The 19,693-nt window shown below is 37.4% G+C and carries 10 protein-coding genes; all 10 read right to left on the reverse strand.

Features of this window, described 5'->3' with window-relative positions:
• Window positions 1-8: 8 nt before the first annotated feature.
• Window positions 9-926 carry a glycoside hydrolase family 43 protein gene (locus CLU83_RS08510; RefSeq protein ID WP_100431203.1) on the reverse strand — a complete coding sequence of 306 codons (918 nt, stop codon included), beginning with the start codon at window positions 924-926 and terminating at the stop codon, window positions 9-11.
• A gap of 253 nt (window positions 927-1,179) precedes the next feature.
• On the reverse strand, window positions 1,180-2,754 hold the full coding sequence (locus CLU83_RS08515; RefSeq protein ID WP_100431204.1) for a glycoside hydrolase family 28 protein: 1,575 nt from the start codon (window positions 2,752-2,754) through the stop codon (window positions 1,180-1,182).
• 44 nt (window positions 2,755-2,798) lie between these two features.
• On the reverse strand, window positions 2,799-4,196 hold the full coding sequence (locus tag CLU83_RS08520) for a glycoside hydrolase family 140 protein (RefSeq protein WP_100431205.1): 1,398 nt from the start codon (window positions 4,194-4,196) through the stop codon (window positions 2,799-2,801).
• Between the two features lie 71 nt (window positions 4,197-4,267).
• Window positions 4,268-7,423: a DUF6298 domain-containing protein gene (locus CLU83_RS08525; RefSeq protein ID WP_100431206.1), complete on the reverse strand. Its 3,156-nt coding sequence runs from the start codon at window positions 7,421-7,423 to the stop codon at window positions 4,268-4,270.
• Between the two features lie 79 nt (window positions 7,424-7,502).
• On the reverse strand, window positions 7,503-9,209 hold the full coding sequence (locus tag CLU83_RS08530; protein WP_100431207.1) for a polysaccharide lyase: 1,707 nt from the start codon (window positions 9,207-9,209) through the stop codon (window positions 7,503-7,505).
• A gap of 63 nt (window positions 9,210-9,272) precedes the next feature.
• The gene (locus tag CLU83_RS08535) at window positions 9,273-9,944 is read right to left on the reverse strand and encodes a DUF3826 domain-containing protein (RefSeq protein ID WP_232727029.1); all 672 of its coding nucleotides are present in this window, start codon (window positions 9,942-9,944) and stop codon (window positions 9,273-9,275) included.
• 77 nt (window positions 9,945-10,021) lie between these two features.
• Entirely contained in the window at window positions 10,022-11,731 is a 1,710-nt protein-coding gene (locus tag CLU83_RS08540; protein WP_100431209.1) for a polysaccharide lyase, read from the reverse strand.
• A gap of 91 nt (window positions 11,732-11,822) precedes the next feature.
• A complete protein-coding gene (locus CLU83_RS08545) occupies window positions 11,823-13,814 on the reverse strand; it encodes a RagB/SusD family nutrient uptake outer membrane protein (RefSeq protein ID WP_100433680.1) in 1,992 nt (663 codons plus the stop codon).
• 19 nt (window positions 13,815-13,833) lie between these two features.
• Window positions 13,834-17,217, reverse strand: a complete 3,384-nt coding sequence (locus tag CLU83_RS08550) for a SusC/RagA family TonB-linked outer membrane protein (RefSeq protein WP_100431210.1) — start codon at window positions 17,215-17,217, stop codon at window positions 13,834-13,836.
• A gap of 388 nt (window positions 17,218-17,605) precedes the next feature.
• Window positions 17,606-19,627 carry a glycoside hydrolase family 127 protein gene (locus CLU83_RS08555; RefSeq protein ID WP_100431211.1) on the reverse strand — a complete coding sequence of 674 codons (2,022 nt, stop codon included), beginning with the start codon at window positions 19,625-19,627 and terminating at the stop codon, window positions 17,606-17,608.
• Window positions 19,628-19,693 lie beyond the last annotated feature (66 nt).

Consider the following 19,693-nt stretch of genomic DNA (forward strand, 5'->3'; position numbering starts at 1 on the left):
TAAATCCATTATTTCTTTTCAATTAATCCTTTTAGAATGTCTTCTGAAATTGTTGTTATTGTTCCGTGTTTGTGTCCTTCAGGAAGGCTGATTTTGGATGACACATCTTCAAAATTAACAAAATCGGAAGTGCTTAAGGCTTTGTAATTTTTGGAGCCATAATTGTCATAATACAGCAACCAGTTTTTACCGACTTTAACAACTGTTGGTCCTTCTGATAAATATTCTGTTAAGGGTTTTGATCTTTTTTCAAATGGTCCTACAGGTGATTTTCCGAAAGCTACTTCTATGTTTCGCATTGGTCTGGTGTTGTCTTTCAGCACCAAAACATAATCCTTTTTGCCTTTTTTTACAATCACGCAGTCGATGACGCTGAAACCTGGGTCGTAATATAATTTCGTATCCGAAAAGGTTTTGAAATCTTTGGTGGTTACGTAATACATTCGGTGGTTGTTTTTCTCGTCTTCTACTCCTTTTTCGAATCGGAATGGGATTGTGGATGCCCAGATAATAATGTATTCTTTTTTGACATCATCATAAAAAATTTCGGGTGCCCACACGTTTACTACTTCGGGTTCGTGTTTCATAACGGGAATGTATTCCTGTTTTGACCAATGAATCAGGTCTTTGGAACTAGCGTAGCCGAAACCATTTCCGCCTTTCCAGTCGGTTGTCCATACCATATGATAGGTTCCGTCTGCTCCTTTTGTGATGGATGGATCACGCATTATTTTACTGGCTCCGATTTCGGGTTTTAGGAATGATCCTTCAAGGCCTTTCCAGTTATAGCCGTCTTCACTGTAAGCCAAATACAAACCTTCGGTAGCGGGTTCCCTGAAAGAGGTGAAAAGGAAAATTTCCTTTTTTTTCTGGGAATAGCTTACCGCGAAAAGTGAAAGCGTTAGTATGATGAATATTTTTTTCATTGTTATGTTTTTATCCTTACCAAAGATTTCATTGTTAAGTTATCTGCAAATCTCGGCGTGAAAAAACTAGCACGCAGATTCGGCAGATTTTCGCAGATTTTTTTTATTGTTTGTTAAAAATCCTAATGTTACTCTTTAGCCCCGATTGCAGTGGAAATCCTTTTATGCCGGTGTTCGGCACAAAAGATTGTAGCAGAAAGCGGGACGATGTTTCCTAAAATGCCCAATGTTTCTGCTCCTGAAAATAATTAAGTTATTCTGTAATTGCTTTTTTATCCAGGTCTTTTCCTTTTTTTACAACTGTAGTCACATTGTTGAATACATTGTTTTTAAGGAAAATATTTTTGGTGTCTTTTCCATTGGCTTCGATGAAAATATCGGTGGCGTTGAACGGAAAATTGTTGTTGATCATAATGTTCGAAACGTTATCGATTTTGATAACCGGAACTCCCTTGATTGGTGTTGATGAACCTACATTATCCAGAATCAGGTTTTTGGAATCACTGATTTTGAAAGAAGAACCCACGGTTGCGTTGACTTTTACATCGTGAAATTCTACATCGGTCGCCGTGTTTATGGTGAAACCTTCCTTGCCATCCATATTGATGTTGGAGAACGTGATGTTCTGAATTGGCATTTCAACAATTCCGCGAACGAACCCGGCTTTGTTGACGTTTCCGCCCGTAACATTGCTGATGTGGATGTTTCTGAAAATCGGCGTGCGCTCGGTAACAGGCTCTACTGGATTGTCTTTGTCGTAGAAAAGATCCAGAATAATGGCTTCTTCCTTGATGTTTTTCATTACGATGTTGTCGACGCGAATGTCCTCGACAACTCCGCCTCGACCACGAGCCGATTTGATACGGATTCCTCTGTCGGTTCCGTCGAAAACACAGTTGGATATGGTGATTTTTTTGATTCCGCCCGACATTTCGCTTCCGATAACGACACCTCCGTGACCGCTTAACATTGTACAGTTGGTGATAGTAACATTTTCGGTTGCTTTTCCGTATTTACGCCCGTCTGCATCGCGACCCGATTTGATGGTGATACAGTCGTCGCCCACGCTGATGTGGCAGTTTGAAATGTGAACGTTGGTGCAGGACGAAGGGTTGATTCCGTCTGTATTTGGGGAATGCGGATTATTAATTGTAATTCCTGTTACGGTTACATTGTCGCAAAATTCAGGATTTATCGTCCAGAAAGGGGAATTTTTGAAGGTTACGCCTTCGATTAAAATGTTTTTGCAATTATAGGCCTGGAAAAAAGAAGGTCTGAAAAAGTGTTTGTCAATTGTTCTTTTGTAATAAGGCTCGTAAACGATTCCTTTGTTTTGCTCGGTCCACATTTTTTGGTATTTGGTTTCCGGAATTGGACCTTTTGCGGTTTCGATTCGGTAGACTTCATTCCACCACGCTTTTCCTTGTCCGTCGATTACGCCTCTTCCTTTGATAGTGATGTTTTCGACATCTTTGGCATAAAATAATGGCGAAAATGACTGCATCACGATGCCTTCGTAACGCATTTCTACGTACGGAAGGTAGTCATCGAAGTTCTCTGAAAATTTCAAAAGTGCTCCGGAATCTAAATGGATGGAGATGTTGCTTTTTAGTTTTAAAGCTCCGGTTAAATATTCTCCAGCTGGAAAAAAAATGGTTCCACCTCCGTTTTTAGATGCTTTTTCGATGGCGTTTTGAATAGCTTCGGTGCATTTTATGCCTTTATTGTTTCCTCCTTCGTTGAGGATGTTTAGCCAGCCATCGTTTGCGAAAGCGGTGTTTAATCCGGTGATGAAGAAGAGTACTATTATGATGTTTTTGATTTTCATATTGATATTTTTTTAGCACGCAGATTCGGCTGATTTTTGCAGATTTATTTGTTGGAACTTAAAATTAATACCCAATCGTTTCCGTCTTCTTTTTTGCCGGAAGGCTGGAATTCTTTAGTTCCTTTGTTATCAAAAATTCCAATCTTTGTTTTTTCACCATTTCTTGGATTGTACCAGATTGCGTTTACTTTATCTCCTGAAATTTTCCCCATATTGACAGTGATTTTTCTGCCTGTATAGGTGTAAATCAAAGCATAATCATTTCCTCTTGTTGCCACCTGATAATCGTATTTTTTGCCTTGATTGACCACTAAGGACTGATCCGGAACTCTTTCTAAATATGGAAATTCCAGCATCAGATTTTTGATGTGTACCATTTGTCCAGCTCCTGGTGCATTGATGGCGTCATTCCACAATTCTTTGTTTCCGTAAGCCGGACTGTCGCCTTTTCTGAACATTTGCATCACGGCATTATGTCCGTAAGTGTAACCTGCTCCGCCTGCAAAAACGGACCAGTATCCGTAACGACGTACGTCAGCGGCTGTCCATTTTGGCTGTAACGTATCGTGCAGACCGTGTGGAATTCCTTCGTAAGATGGCTCTCCGTCCAGTGTTGGTTTGGTTGGTTTTAAATCCCAGTCTCTTTGAACGAATTTGAAATTGTCTTCTTTAAATGAATTTTTCAGAGTGTCCTGATCGTATCTTCTGTGACCGGACTGGAACATATTGAAATCCAGCCAGCTTGCATTATGAAAATTCTCTGATGAATCGGTTCTTCCGAATGGGTGAAAAGTCACTAACTGATCTGGGTTACTCGTTTTTAAAATACTTCCGAGTGCGTTCCAAATGTCCTGAAATTTATCTCCGTAGGTATCGCCACCGTTCAGCCAGATTATATTGGTTCTTTTTTTATATCTGTCGGCTAAAAACTTGGCATATTTTTCAACATCCGCTTTCGTTACTTTGCTTTTAACACTACTAATATTAGTTCCCCAAACCGGAACCATGGCTAAATAGATTCCGTTTTTTTGTGCTACTTCCAAAGTGTAATCTACGTGATCCCAGTAATCGTATTCGGGAGCATTGTTTGGATCGTTGCCCGGTGACGTAATTTGATCCGCCACATTATCATTCATTAATGCCTGATCGCCATAAGCATTTACAGCATTCACATTATGCAGTACCATTACCTGAACTACATTGAATCCTTTTGCTTTTCGGTCTTCCAAATATTTAACAACGCCTTCTCTGTCTAATTTTCCGAATGTTAGCCAGCCAGTATCACCTAGCCAGAAAAATGGTTTCCCGTCTTCGGTAACAAAATAGTGCTGGTTTGGGGAAACTTTAAGTTTTGGCAAATTTTTGGATTGAGAAAATCCGCTTTGTGCTGTCAACATAAAGGGTATGCAAAGGGCGAATAGGTATTTAATTTTCAGGTTCATTATATTTATTTTTGCACGCAGATCCAGCAGATTTGCGCAGATTTATTTTGCTTATTGTTTATTATCAGTCGCTAATTTTTCTTCACTACGAATAGTACTTTTTCTTTGATTTCATCTTGTGGAATTACGACTTGTTTTCCTCCGCTGATATTTGCTTTTTTGGTGATAGTTCCATTGGAAGCATTGATTGTGCAAACTTCGAAAGTTCCTTTATGATTGGATAAATCGATAGAAACATCCTGATCGTTTTTCAGATAAAAAAGATAGGCCTTGCCTTTATTTTCTAATCTCCAAAGGGTGTCTGAAAAAGTAGTTCCTTCTGCAAACTTCATACCAGCAAGGGCAGAATGAAAGGCAGAAAGTTCAATTTTTGGAACATTTGCCAATGAAGCTCCTCCCATTAATGCCGGCCATCCAAATCGTGGTGCTCCCATTGTGGAATATAAGACTGCTTTTTCCGGATATTTTTCACGGTATTCGCGAACTGCACGATACACCTGATCGTCGGTTTCTTTTCCGGTTTTGATTTTACGGGCGTGCTGGCGTGGTGCAAGATTTTTTCCGCCTTCAGGTGCATACAGCGTTCCATCTTCTTTGTAGTACCAATATCTGATGTCAATTACATCAACGGTTTTTGCTCTTGCTTCGTCATTTAAGATTGCATCCTGAACATCTTTTGTGGCACTTAAAGCGATTTTGGATTCGTTTTGATTTGTCTTTTCGTAATTGGCAATCACATCAATCCAAAATTGCATGAAACTTAACGGACCTGTATATTCGGCACTTGTGAGCTGTAATACGTTGGCATTATCTTTAAAATTTTCCAGATTTTTTTCGATGAATGCTACGTGCAGTTTTCGAATGTCTGGATTTTTTACATCATAAAATTGCTCGGCAAGGAAAATCCTTTTATCGCCTGCGTAAGGCGGTGGTTCCGGCAATCCTGTCGTGTTTATATTATTCGCTGGACGCCACGGAGAACTTGCCCAATGTGCTCCGGCTTCTAAAATATTATGCTGAAAATAGGCTTCGTTTAGTAATATCTTATTTTTTTGTCCGGCTAATTCTGCAAAGGTTTTCAATCGCTTCCAATACCAGGCATTATATTTGGTCAAATCGTATTTACTCAAATGATCCCAGGCAATTCCCTGTCCGCTTCTGTCAAAAGGCTGTTCGTAAAAAGGTGCCCAGACATCGGCATCGATTCTTCGAATGCGTTCGTGATCGGCCATTCTTTGTTCGTACCACAATCCATAATTATGGTCTATCGCCGATTTATTGTTTTCTACTAAATAATTTACGGTTTCTTCCAGATTATCGGTATAACCAACTCCGTAATGTCCCGGAACAAATCGGGTAATGTGCGGTCTTGATTTTGCAATTTCAGATTCACGCAAACTGCCTCTCCACCAAGGTACATCAACAACTTCTCCGGTAATTACTCCTTTTGAAGTGGTTAGTAATCCGTTGGTTATTGTAATTTTATCAGTATTGGTATTCGTAACTGCATCTAGTTTTGCTTCTTCAATGCGTTTCGCTTTGGCATAATCAATCGCAATTGGATTTCGAGTTGACGATTTGCTAATAAACTCTTTTAAAGTTTCATTTAATTTATAAGCTTCGGCTGTTAAAGCTGTCGCTTGTTCTATCGTCGGGCTTGAAGAAGGCTCCGAACCTAAGTCCATTATTTGAGCGTCCATTGGTAATTTGCCCAGACGTTGTTCCAATAAAGCATAAAATAAACTTCTTGGGCTGATGTGATTGTTCACGTCTTTCCAATGTCCGTTTCCTGCCCATTGTGCCCAAACTCCAAACGCCCAGTTGTTGGCTGTTGGGGGACTGTAATTTTCAATTTTAGATGCCGATGTTTCCCAGATGACACTATTGGCCACGTTCCAGCCTAATCCTCTTCCGTCCTGTTCTTTGTTTTTAAAACTGATGGCATTTCCATCAATTAAAGAAACGTCAAAGAGAATTCCGGTTGCCCAGCTTCCAACAGATCCGCTGAAACTGTACGACTGATGTGATTCGCATTGCAAAAAGACATTTGGTCCTGCAGTGGCGTAACCTCCGACCACAAAATCATTGTACCCGAATTCAGAATAACATCTTTGAAATAAAGTCTGCTGTCCTTCAGTATAAAATGTATTTCTTCTAAAAGATGCGATTTCAGAAATCGGGTTTAAAGCCAGACAATCTTCGACAGTAATTCTTTTGGCGGTTTTTAGAATAGAAACCGCACCGCCTGCAAACTGTTCAAAATTGACTTGTCGTACCCAAATGTCTTCTGCATTTTCGATAGAAATTCCAGTCCATCGGTGCTGTTCGTCTTTTGGATTTGTGGTATCATAATCAGATTTTAATGTCAGGTTTTCAACACCTGAATTATTAATTCGGCCTGACCAAACATAACTTACTACAGTTGATTTTGATAATTCTTCGTCTAAAGCGTTTGTTAAAGGAGCATCAATCGTAATTTTATTTCCCTGAACATTTGTAATTTCCCTATCGGCACGAATAACGAAATCATCAGCTTTCCAGCCAATCCATCCACTTTCTCCACCAAAATCATTCATGGACAAAAGATCAATCCAGTTTTTTGTAATAGGTGTATTGATTACAATATGGTCTCCTTTTTTGAGATTAGTTCCGTTTTTCACAGTTAAAATTGTTGCTCCTAATGGTGTATAATTAGTCTCTAATTGAAAGGTTTCCTTAAAAATCTGATTATTGATTCCTCTTATGTTGACAATTGCTTTTCTGTTGATTGAAGTTCCTAAAAGTGTAGTTCCACCATTACTGGAGCCACTGCCTCTTATTACAATTCCGCTTTCTGAAATATTGATCTCACCCGAAACTTTGAAGATTCCTTTGTCTAAAAGCACCGTTCCTTTAAAACCATTTTTATCAGCTTTTAATTTGGCAACATAATCTATAGCAGATTGAATTGTTTTTGTGGCATCTCCATCAACATGCGGTACAAAAACTTTAATGGCTACGTCATCAGCAATTGCAACGGATGATACACGATAACCAGCATACGAAAAATCAGGAATCTGATTTCCTTTTGCATCAATTGTCAGCTCTAGTTTTCCATCTTTAGATTTTGTAATATCTGGAAATGTGTTTTGTGCCTTACTGATATTGGCACTAAAGAAAACAACAAAACAGGATAAAACGAGTAAATCCTGTTTTGTTACTATTTTTTTGAGTTGAATAAAATTCACTTTAAAATATTATTTGGTAAGTTATTCTTGTATTAGACCTAACAGGTTTTTGAAACCTGTTAGGTCTTCGTTGAAATAATTATTGCAATAATCCTTTTAACTGAGCCAAAGTATCGATATTATTTTTCGTTTTCGTCCAATCTGTCTTGCTGTTCGGGTCGATACCGTTAAAATATTTCTCAATATTGGTATAACCATCGCCATTTAAATCTTTATTGGCATCGGAAGCATCATTTGGATTTAAACCATACTTTTTCTCCCAGACATCTGGAATTCCGTCATTATCTGAATCTTTATAGGTTTTTCCTTTGTATTCCGGATAACCGCCCACTTGATCCGGATGCGTGATGATACCTTTTTTATAAGAATCGACGGGTAATCTTCTTTTGATATACTCTTTACCTATTGTATTTTCTAGACCGTCTTTTACCTCAATTTTTCCGGTGCGAACCTGTTTAATGATTCGTTCATCGACTGCATCACGTTTTGGCAAGGTTGCTCCTGCATTATTCAATACAAATTCATAGGCTTCTTCTGCCTTCATTATAGGAAACTTAGGCATTGAAAAAGGTTTAGGCTGTTTAATCAGCTCTAAATAATCCTTTGTTTCTTCTGCCAATTGGTCTTCTAATTGTACTCCGCCATTCCAGTTATCTGCTGTAACTTCTGGAGAACCTACGATAAAATTCCCCGAAACATAAGCTCTCCCATAAGTTTTAGGTTTCATGTAACCCGATTCTGGTTTCAGGATTCTGTAACGAATTGGCTGATCTGTTGGTGTTATTGGTCCCGGTTTAAAATAATTATTGATTATATTAAACAACGAACGGTAATCTCCTCCGTCTAAAGAGCGGTTCCACCAATTAAAAATCACATTATTTACAAAATTAAAATCGCCGTACATACCTATAGAAGCATTTCTGGAAATATTATCAGCCCATAAATTACGCATAAAGGTACTATTTAATCCGCCAATTGTACTTCCGAAAGCGTGATTGTATGTATCTAATCCTTCGGATGAAATAGTATTTTGAATGGTAATATTACAAGCGGGAAGCTTTTCTAATTTCGACTTATCATTGACCTGAAACTGATGTCTATACAATGAGATATTTTCATCTAATCCCCAGCTTATTGAGCAGTGATCAACAATTATATTCCCGATTGGATTTCCGCCAAGAGCATCGTCTCTTCGGGCAACATCGGTTGCTCCTCTGCGAAAACGCATGTGTCTGATGATTACGTCATGTGTATCGATTTCCAAGGTTTCGCCTGCAATGCAAATTCCGTCACCGGGAGCAGTTTGTCCTGCAATGGTAACATAAGGAGCACGCATACTAATACGGTTTTTCAAATGAATAATTCCCGAAACGTTAAATACTATTGTTCTCGCACCAACTGCTTCGCAGGCTTCACGGAAAGTTCCTTTTCCGCTGTCTTCCAAACTAGTCACTACAAATAGTTGCCCGCCACGGCCACCTTGCGTAAATGCTCCGCCTCCTTCTGCTCCAGGAAAAGCTGGAATATCTGCCTGAACAAAATCTTTTGGATAGGAAGCCCAAGGCAAATAAGGTTTTCCGTGCTTTGCTTCTTCCTTAAGAATGTTGGCATTATTTTTCCAGATTTCGCCCAAACGCTTTTCTTCTCTTGCTAAAATGGTATCGGTTTTAGCCTGAACTTCTTTCGGAATTTCCGGATATTGGGCAAATACTGATGAAAAAGACAGACAGAAAGCAACTGCCAAAAACGTCTTATTCGTAATGTTATTTTGGAAAATAGTAAACATTTGGAATTCTTATTAAAAGTTAATTTAGTGATTAGCTTATGTTTAAGAGCTAATCACCAATAATTATTTGGCTGATTTAGCCTTTTCACGTTCTTCGATACGTTTATGCCAGTCTGCACTTTCTTTATTTAAATCGTACCCTTGTTTCGATAAATAGTTGTTGATTCTTCCTTTGTATTTACCAAACCAACCGTGTTTTTCTTTGGATGAACCTCCGTCCATAGCGTGTTCTCTGGCTTCAACCAAAGCATCATAAATGTATTTTTTTTGTGCTTCTGTCAAATTTGGCAACATATCGTTATAACCTGCAACGGTAATAGGAAGTACGCCGTAGGTCATTCCGTCTTTTACTTCCGTAATTTTAGCTTCATTTAACTGAGTTCCTAATTTTTTCAAATAGGCTTTGTGCAATTTGTCAATTGATTTATCGGCATCAGCTTTCAGTTTATCAATTGATACGTTTTGTTTTTCTTTAGATAAAGTGGTGTCGTCTTTCACTTTTTTGATTTCAGCGTCCCTACTGTCCTGAATTTTACTCAAATCACGAAATTGCTGTGCAATAATATTGGTTACAGCAGTTTCTTTTTCTTTGTTTCCCAAAGCTAACTTCTCGACAATTTTTGCTGCTCGTTCATTGGTCACTTTGATATATTCCGGATCTGCATATTGCTGTGCGCTTAACTTGCAAAAGGCAAAAAGCAAAAACAACAGACTTAATTTCTTTATTGACATCATTTTTTAATATTTATTATTTGAAAACATTCTCATTTCGTATTTGAATAGGAAACAAGAATATTTTCAAAAATTATTTCTTAATTTAAATCTAATAAAGGTCTAACTAATGTCTCTTTATTATTGGCTAAATCTTTCCAATCTACTTTTATTGCAGGATTTACACCATTGATGTAGTCTTCAATATTAGAATATCCATCTCCGTTTAAATCTCCTTTTGCATCAGATGGATCTTTTGGATTCAGACCGTATTTTTTCTCCCATGCATCCGGTAAACCGTCTTTATCGGTATCTACATAAGGTTTCCCTTTGTATTCCGGATATCCGCCAACCTGTGAAATATCTGTTATAATTCCTTGTTTATAAGAGTCCATCGGTAAACGACGGTGCTCAAACTGATAAAATTCTTTTTTCTCTAATCCTTTTGCATATTCTGGAACCCCTGTTTTTACTGTTCTTACAATTCTTTCATCCACTTTATCTCTGATTGGCAAAGTGGCACCTACATTTTTCAAAACAAAATCATAAGATTCCTGGGCAGTCATAATTTTGCTAAACCAAGGCATTGGAAATGGTCTGTCGCTTTTCATTTTATCAAAATAGGTTTTAGCTTCATCATAAGTCATCAACTCGCCTTTTTTATTTTCGATTTGAATTCCGCCATCCCAGTTATCATTGGTTACTTTCTCGTTATTATTAACGACGTTTCCATTTACATACGCTCTACCAAAAACCATATAAGACAGTTTGCTTCTTCCTGATTCCGGTTTTAAGATTCTGTAGCTGATTGGCTCTGCCAAATTAGTTACCGGACCTGGTTTGTAAAAGTTATTGATGATATTGTAATTGGCTGTGTAATCACCACCATCAGTCGATCTGTTATACCAATTATATACTACATTGTTCACAAAGTTAAAAATACCATTCCAACCGATAGATGGGTTTCTGCCCGCATTACTGGCCCACATATTTCTCATGAAAGAACAATTTTCTCCACCTAAAGTACTTCCGAAAGCATGGTTGTAGGTATCCAAAGCTTCTCCGAATAAACTGTTTTGAATGGTAATGTTTACAGTAGGTTTCTTTTCGTCTGGATAACCGGCACCTGGGCTGTACATGTGTCTATACATAGACATATTTTCATCAAGTCCCCAAGTGGCTGACACGTGATCGATCATAATATTTCCAACTGGATTTCCTCCAATAGAATCATCCCTGCGGCCTACAAAAGTTTCTCCTCTGCGGAAACGCATGTGCCTGATAACAACATCGTGAGTATTTATCCAAACTGATTCTCCCGCCACACAAATACCGTCACCTGGAGCAGTTTGTCCTGCGATAGTGATATACGGTGCGCGAATGATTAACGGAGTTTTGATTCTAATAATTCCCGAAACGTTGAAAACAATAATTCTGGCTCCTCCTTGTTCGCAGGCTTCACGCAAAGTTCCTGGACCTCGGTCTTCTAGACTTGTGACAGTGTAAACATTTCCGCCACGGCCACCAAAAGTATACATTCCTCCACCTTCAGCTCCAGGGAAAACAGGTATAGATGCCTGTGGTAAATCGTTTGGTCTGGATGCCCACGGAATATAAGGTTTACCTTGTTTGGCTTCTTCTTCTATAATTACAAGCGCTTTTTCCCATGCTTCATCCGAAAGTCTATCTGCTTCATCTATAAAAGCTTTCGATTGAGCTTGCATTTCAGCGCTTATTTTTGGGTACTGAGCAAAACATTGGATACTTCCTAAAAACAAAAGGAAAATAGCCGATAAAGTGAAATTTTTCATACTAATTTTAATTTTGGCAATCTTTTTAAACAAATCACCTGTATCTTATGAATACAGGTGACAGTTTTTATAGTTTTAAATACTTATAGAATTATTCTTGATAATTAAAAGTCCCAGCACCACCAATATTACTATTCCATCCTAAAGTTTGCACTAACCATGGGTTTACGGTTAAAACATCTGTTTTAAGCCCATTTATGTAATAATTTGGATTAAATTTAATTTTAACAGCAGTTCCACCAACATTATCCATAGGTGTAAGTAAATTTGTACGGATGAAATTAGTGTTATAAAATGTCGCCAAAGTTGCCAATTGAGCTTGGAAAGTAGCTGTTGCTGCATCAGGATCGACAACTATACTTGCGCGAAGTGTTGCTAAAGGATCGGCAGCTGAAGTAGTAGCAGTTTTGTACTGTAAATAATTTCCTGTACGCTGTGTCCCATTGATAGGTGTTAAACCTAATTTACTAACAGTACCACCAGTAATTCCAGGTAATGATGCATCATCATAAAGCATCCAGCGCTGAACATCCCAAAAACGTTTACCTTCATAAGCCAACTCAACTCTGCGTTCGTATAAACAAGCTTCGATAGCGGCATATTTATCTGCCAATGTGCCTATTCCATAATTATTTGCAGAAGGAATACCCACACGGTTTCTAATTTTTCCTAAATAGGCTAAAGTATTACTCGTTTGCCCTAATGCTGCATAACATTCAGCAATATTCAATAACAATTCAGCATAACGGTATTCAAAAATATCAGTTGGTGAATACGTATAATTGGTTGCATTAGAAGCTGTTTGATTGCTCATTTTTCGAACAAATGCAGGACTTGTTGATGTCGTATTAAGATCACTGAAATATGCTTTACCAGCACTATCTAACCAACGGTAAGACCAAACAACAGGTCTGTAAGTAGCAGTAGCACTTTCTTTATATGCCCAAGTCATACCCGAAAAAGCAAATGTTCTGTAAAATCTCGGGTCACGATTCATAAAGAAAGTAAAATCGTTATATCCATTGGCTGCAGTGGGTCTTGAACCATTTGCCAATGGGAACAAATCAATCATCTCCTTAGGGACATTAACACCACCTGTTCCACCTTGACTCGGCAAACGCATCGATTTCTCCCAGTTATTATTTATGTTGAAGTTTATGTCAAGATTTGTATTACTTAAAAGCTGCACCGTGATTGCTTCTTTACACTTAACGTTATCAATCAAAAACATGTTATCCCAGTCTTTTATTGTTGTTCCATACAATCCGTAACCATCTTGCGTTAATTGCGCTTCTGCTGCCAGTCCAGCATCTAAAGCCGCTTGCCAACGTTCATTAGAACCATCCCAATTTTTATTAAACAAAGGACTTGCAAAAGTTAATAATACTCGAGATTTTTGAGCCAAAGCCGCACCTCTCGTAAAACGTCCATAAGCACCAGGCCAATCTCCTGGCAACAAACTTGCGGCCAAATCTAAATCTTTAACTATTTGAGCTACTACCTCAGAAACTTTTGCTCTTGGAAGTTTAATCGACGGATCGTCTGCTGATGCTGTTTGAGAAGCCGTTACAATAGGAACACCACCATAAGTACGCATCAAATCAAAATATTGTATGGCACGCATATAATACATTTGTCCTTTTGCCCGATCACGGAATGTTTTATCCAAAGCAGCTCCTTTTACATCAATATCCTCCAATAAATTATTGCATTCTCTAATCCTTGTATAAGGATTATTATTAATACTGGTACTTATTTTGACACCATAATAACCACTAGCAAGATCTGAAGTATTAATGGTTTTGCTCGGATTAGTAAAATCCTGAACCCCTCCTAGCTCTTCAGTCAGTTTGGTATTGGCATCTGTATAAATTCCAACTACACTTGATGTTGGTGATTTATAAGATGCAAAAAACTCAAAGTACTGATTATCAACATACGCTTGTACGCGCTCTTGACTTTGATAGAATGAATCATCATACTGACCGATAGGCTGAACATCTTCTAGAAAATTATCGTTACAGGAAGCTCCTAAAACAAGCAACAATCCTAAAGCTATATATATATTAAATTTTGTTTTCATAATTGCCATCGAATTTAAATTAGAATGATATGTTAAAATTAATCGACCATGTTCTAAGAGTAGGATACCCTACACCAGAGTCGTCGTACATATTACGATAATGACCTGGATAAGGATTGTAAAGATCCCAAAGATTATTACCGGTTACACCTAAAGATATATTTTGTATTTTGGTATTCACAAAAACTTGCTTTGGAATATCATACGTTAGAGTTAAATTTCTGACAACACAACGAAAAGTATCAAGTTGCCAAAAATCAGAAGTGCTTGTTGCACCAGCGGCCGCCAAATTTGGGTATTTTCCGTTTGGATTATCAGTTCCGTACATATCATTCCAAAAAGGTTCGCGTGCCCACATATTACTGGCACTACTAGTTGACTGACTTACTAAATCTACAAAAGTAGCTCCACCCCAAGAAGTTGCAATTTGGGTTTTTAAAGAAAATCCACTGTATTTGATCCCCAAGTTAGTATTAATTGTATATGTTCTGCTACTTTTAGCCAATTTAGTATAGTCATTTTTATCAATAATCTGACCATCTGGTCCTGTCAAAGTTCCGTCATTTTGAAGCGTCCCAGCAACGTCTTGAAAAGCCATAGACCCTTTTTGAATTTTAGTAGGATCACCGTTACCTAAATAACTTGGAACACCACCTACTGCTGTAGCATTGTCAGTCAAGTACTTCCAATAGTTAGCAATATCAGCATCTGTACGCAAAATACCGTCACCTGTAGAAGTTCCTTTCCATGTTTTGAATCCCCATACCGGATTAAATCCGCTTGAATATCCTTCTCTACTAGCGTTATTAGACGGAAGAAGGTTTCCTTGATTTGGATATTTCACTATTTTGTTATCTCCATAACCAAAATTTACGCCCACATCATAACTTAAATTACCTTTTACTTTATCGCTCCAAGAAATGCTAAGCTCAGAACCCCAAGCATTAACGGTAGCATAATTTTCTTCTGCAAATCCTCCACCAACAGAAACTGGCACACCAATTGCGCTACTCAGGTCAGTGATCATGTCTTTTGAAATGTCATAATAGAAATCTGCATTAAACTGCAATCTGTTTTCTAAAAAAGCCATATCAATACCAAAATTATTCTTTAATGTGCTATCCCATGCTGTCTCTCTGTTTGGAACTATTTTAGGAGTCACTGAAGACCCTAATTGACCACCGCCAGATCCAAATGTATAACCTTTATTAGGAGTAAGATCATAAAATTGAATCCATTTCCAAGGTGGAAGATTATCTTTTCCGGTTTTACCAATTGAATAACGCAATTTAAAGAAATTCACAGCTGACACATTATTTGCAAACCAATCTTCTTTAGAAACTACCCAACCCAATTGAAGTGACGGAAAAGTTCCCCAATAATGTTCTGGAGCGAACTTCGTGGATGCATCACTACGTATAAGAAATTGTGCCAAATACTTTGATTGATAGCTATAATTTAAAGTTCCAAAATACGACATCGTTGCATTATTTCCTTTAAATGCGGTAGAATTACCTGTATCAACTGTTCCTGCAGTACGCCAATCACCTTGGTAATCTTTAGGAGTGTTAAAATAAGCTAAACGAGTGGTGGCATAGTTAGACTCAGATCTTTCAGCTCCAAACATCGCACTAACTTGATGCCTTCCGAAAGTTCTATCATAATTGGCAAAAAAGTCCATCTGAGTGCTTTTAGAAAAACTTGTATTATAATACACTCTTGAATTTCTAATATTAGTTTCTATGACATAGTCAATAATACCACCTACCTCTGGGTTTTTAATAGTTGCACTTGGATATGCTGCACTTGCAAGGTGGTTATCCTGCAACTGATAATTTGTGATTCTTGCCAAGTCATAAGGGAGTTGGATTTGCTCTGCATTACTGGAATTTTGAGTTCTTGCAAAGGTTCCCTTAAAAGACAATCCTTTAATACCGGCTACTTTGTAATTCAACGAAGTAGTAAAATTATAAGAAGCATCATCAGTTGTTTGATGTGACCCATTGTTCATATTGGCAAAATAATTCCATCCGGCTATATTATTATTTGCATTAGCTGATCCAAAATTTTTATTAGTATTAGGAAATGGCGACATGTAATATTCTTTACCATCAACTGTTGTTTGCCATGGAACAAATTTTGGCATATGAACTAGGAAGTCGTAATCAGCCTGTTCTCCTGCACCAGTATCATAACCGCCAACACTTCCTGATGCTTTAGTAAACGCCTTATCAACAAATCCTGAATTTCCTGACATAGAAGCAGAAAAATCTAAATTATTTGCAATTTTAGCGGTAATCCCTGTACGATAATTCCATTTCTCATATTTTTGATAACCAAGATTCGCATCTTGGGTAAATCTAGTTGCACCTGCAAAATAGGTAATATTATCAGTACCCCCGCTTATATTAAGCGTATGCTTTTGTTGTATTGCAGGTTTCCAAGCCTTTTCTAACCAATCATAATCCAACCCTTTCATTTCTTCCAATTCCTTTGCAGAAAACAACACTTTTGGATCAATCACATTACCTGGAACTAATGCTCCAGTTAAAAATCTATTATTAAAAACTCCAAATTCATAAGCACTCATTGTTTTCGTATGACTAATAGCATCATTAACCGCAAACTGACTGCTGTAACTAAACTTAGCTTTACCAGATTTTCCTTTCTTAGTTCTTATAACTACCGCCCCTTGTGATGCACGGGAACCATAAATAGCGGCAGACGCATCTTTCAAAATAGTCATACTCTCAATTTCGGAAGGATCCAATCTGTTAAAAGTTTCCATCGTAGCCAAACCTGTGGCAGCATCAACTTGCACCATATCATCAATCACGATTAACGGTACTCCTGAATTTGCATCCTTTCCAAAACCAAAAGATTGACGGATTGAGATGGTACCGGCATCTCCAGGACGTCCAGATCCACTTGTAACAGAAAGTCCAGCAACCTGTCCTCTCAATGCATCAGATAAGTTAGTTACTGGTAAATTCTCAAGATCCGCGGCCTTTATTGTTGCAATAGCTCCAGTAAGATCTTTCTTTTTCTGGCTACCATAACCTACAACAACAACACTCTCTAATTGATTAGTGTCATCTTGTAATTTTGTATTTAAAACAGTACGTCCTGACAAAGGTATTTCCATTTTTCTCATTCCTATGAAAGAGAAAACCAATGTTGCATCACTCTTTACATTAATCTGATATTTACCGATAAAATCAGTAGTAACAGTATTTTTTGATGATTTTTCAGTTACGTTTACACCTGATAAAGGCATTCCTGCATTATCAGTAACAGTACCTGTGACTTTAATTTGACTGACAGCAGTTTGAGCATAAGTAATCATACTCATCAGTACAAATAAAATAACACTACATCTTCTCACTACTAGTGTTTGTTTCATAAAATTTGTTTTAGTTAATTATTAATTTGTTAGGTTAGGTTAATAAAATAAATGCTATATCGTTTTCATTATTTAAATGTAAAAACAACATTTATTACATGTCCCAAATTTATAATGATACATATACTCACGCATCCTGTACTATGCTGTATTTATTCAATTATTAAAAAAAAAATGAAATAAAAACAGTTATCATAAAATTAAGTGATTTTTTTTCAATATTAACAATACAAATAAAAAAAGCACTAATTATTCTTAAATAATTAGTGCTTCCAATATTTATTGTTACCAAGTATGCATTAATAATATCTGAAATAATTATTTTTCTCGTAAAAAAATTAAAAGATATTCTTAATCTAAACTTTAAATTATCAAGGACAAGAAAGAATTAGTGCGACAACCAAACAGACATTTCACCCTTACCGTGATTTCCCCACGCAAAATAAGGAATTAATTTTATAGTATATTCCTTATTATCTTTTGTGGAAATAGGCTTGTATAATTTTTTATCCCAGGAATTATCGGGAGTTATTGATGAACTGGCTGTTATGCCCAACAATTGTCTGTTGTTTATTTTGATAAAATCAGTTGTGAACTTAGAATTTAAATCTAAAACAACATCATTCACTTTCACATTCGCAGGAAGCTCATTCGATTCTAAGCAATACACAATTGGTCCTCTTTTTACAGCAACCTGATTTTTGACTTCTTCTACTAATGGATTGGCTTGCATTAATTCAACCGGCATTGGAATATTTAATTCAATAACATCTCCTTTTTTCCACTTTTGTGCTATTTTTTGGTACGTACCTGAAACAATGGCATCACTAATATTTTTACCATTGATTGCAATTGTTGTCTCCTGACTCCAACCCGGAATTCTCAGGAAAAAAGCGTAATTATCTTTTGGTGCTTTTAGAATTTTCAGCGTAATTTTTCCATCCCAAGGATAATTGGTTTGTTGCTCAATTTCAATTTTATCTCCCCCTAAAGTCACTGAATTCAAACTATTACTTCCATATAAATTCACATACAGTCCTTCTTTTGAAAAATTATAAGCATAATTACTCACCTCAGCAATTGTTCTGGTCACATTTGGCGCACAACAATTGGATAAAGCGATATAACCTTCACGCTCTTTGCTCCATCTTTGTTTGAAAGGCAAGTCTTTGGAAACATTCAGCGGATTGTTATAAAAGAATTCCTTCCCTCCCAGGCTGATCCCTGACAAAACACTGTTATACAATGCCAATTCCACAATATCAGCATATTTGGCATCTGCAGTGATTTGAAGCATTCTCCAATTCCACAAAACATTTCCGATATTGGCACAAGTTTCGGTATGCGCTGTAGCATTTGGCAATTGAAAAGGTCTTCCATAAGCCTGATGAATTTTTTGCACATCGGCAGGATTATAAGAAGTTCCGTCTGGCGAAACTCCGTCATACAAAGAACCGCAAGCGCCAGTAATGTACATTTTTCGATAGGTCACATCATTCCAAATCGATTCCAAGTTGTCTAATAATTTCTTCTCTCCCGTTTCGGCATACAAATCGGCAACTCCTGCATACAAATAATTGGCTCTTACCGCGTGACCCATTGCCGTAGTTTGTTTTCTGAACGGAATTCGATCCTGATTGTCGTCTGTTCCGTCATTGGTTGTTCCTCTAATATCAATTAAATTATTCGCCAATTCAAGATATTTTGGATTTTTAGTAGTGCGGTACATTTCGACAATTCCCATATAATGAGAAGGACAAATCGCATTTCGCGCTAATTCAGGCGATGCTTTTTTATAGAAATCGTATAGAAAATCAGCTACACCTTTCGCAATATCCAGAAAATTTGTTTTTCCGGTCGCACGATAATGAATGCAGGCTGCCGTCATCAAATGCCCCATATTGTATTTCTCGAAACCCAATTGTTTTTTCACTTCTTCAGGACCCAAAGTTCCCCAGCGTTCATCAATCAAAACTGGTGTGTGCAAATAACCATCCTTGCGTTGTGCTTTGGCAAAAAGCGCAATGGCTTTATCCATCTCGGCATCCAACTTCTCGTCTTTTGTTACCGCATAAGTCGCCGCCATTCCTTCAAAAATTTTGTAAAAATCTCCATCGTGGAATGAAGGTCCTTTAAAAGTTCCTTTACTTTCACCCGCAGCAATTTCAAAGTTTTTATAAGCGTGGGAAATCGAATCGTTATGATACAAATCCCACATATAGGGAAGTGTCTTTTTGGTTTCTACATCAAATTGTTCTTTCCAAAATCCATTTGTCCATTTCACATCTTGTAAATTGACACTTTGCAATTTGGAATAAGGGCTTTCAGAATTGGCAACCAAACCTTTATTTTGAGCCACAAAAGCTGTCGAAAAAAGTATCGCCGATAATAGAATAATGTTCTTTTTCATTTTCAAATTTTATTTAATTCAAATTGCTTAATGGAACGCGGATTACACAGATTGCTATCGCAAGAC

Origin of the sequence: Flavobacterium sp. 1, assembly GCF_002797935.1 — a bacterium.
Lineage (GTDB): Bacteria > Bacteroidota > Bacteroidia > Flavobacteriales > Flavobacteriaceae > Flavobacterium.